This window comes from Microbacterium sp. GbtcB4, from assembly GCF_019091465.1.
In the GTDB taxonomy this organism is placed as follows: domain Bacteria; phylum Actinomycetota; class Actinomycetes; order Actinomycetales; family Microbacteriaceae; genus Microbacterium; species Microbacterium paraoxydans.
In genome coordinates, this window is record NZ_JAGXJJ010000851.1 from 1 (window position 1) to 228 (window position 228).

The 228-nt window shown below is 78.9% G+C and carries 1 pseudogene; it reads right to left on the reverse strand.

Annotated elements, in window-relative coordinates:
• Positions 1-228: pseudogene (locus KVS71_RS19865) on the reverse strand (sugar phosphate isomerase/epimerase); the annotation flags it as partial.

A 228-nucleotide genomic window follows, 5' to 3' on the forward strand; every position in this document is an offset into this window, starting at 1 on the left:
GGCCCCCACCCGCAGGCGGCCAGCACCCGGGGCGGTGGCGCTGTGGAGGCCCGGGGTGGGCGACCCCTCCGGACCGGCGCGGAAGTCCGCCCCGTCCGACGCGACGGCGAGTCCGGCATCCGTGGTCATCCGCGCGCCCTCCGCCGCGCGGTCGACCTCACCCGGCGGCACATGCACGTCTCCGCCCCACTCGATCACGTTGAGACCCGCGGCGGCCGCGAGCGCGAC